General features: G+C 54.8%; 1 protein-coding gene. It reads left to right on the plus strand.

Annotated features, from left to right (window positions below; translation table 11 throughout):
- Positions 1-24: 24 nt before the first annotated feature.
- Positions 25-635: Ig-like domain-containing protein (locus MUS1_RS15575; RefSeq protein ID WP_245595836.1), on the plus strand; the 611-nt coding region annotated here is incomplete at its 3' end.

The raw sequence follows: 635 nt of genomic DNA on the forward strand, positions 1-635 counted from the left end.
AGCTTGCCAACGATTGACTTGGCTGTGACCAACGACAGTGGCGACAGCGACACAGACAACCTAACGAACAACACGAGCGTGACCTTAACGTTGGGCAACATCGACAGCGATGCGGCCAGCGTGGAAGTGTTTAACGGTGAGGATTCCTTGGGTACTGCGACGCAAGTGGCGGGCGTTTGGACCTTGACTACCGAAGTGGGTGATCTGGACGAAGGCGGCAACGACTTGACTGTGACCGTGACGGATACGGCGGGCAACAGCAACAGTTCTACTATTTTGGACGTGACCTTAGACACCAGCGCCAGTGCGACTATCCGCATTAATGCAATTGGTGATGATGGCATCTTGAACGCCAGTGAATTGGTCGGTGATCTATTAGGCAACGTGGCGATTACAGGCAGTGTGGGTGGTGACGCGAGCGAAGGCGACACTGTGACCTTGTCGGTGACGTTAAACGATGGAACGACAGCGAGTTACACCGGATTAGTGAGCGACAGTGATACCTATAGCATCGGCATCCCAAGTGCGGTCTTGTCTGTCTTGACGGACACCACGATCAGCGCGAGTGTCAGTGGCACTGACGCTGCAGGCAACATCTTTACGGCGATCAGCGACGCAACCGACGGTGGTTTCAC

It is taken from the genome of Marinomonas ushuaiensis DSM 15871 (assembly GCF_000521805.1).
Taxonomy (GTDB): Bacteria; Pseudomonadota; Gammaproteobacteria; order Pseudomonadales; family Marinomonadaceae; genus Marinomonas; species Marinomonas ushuaiensis.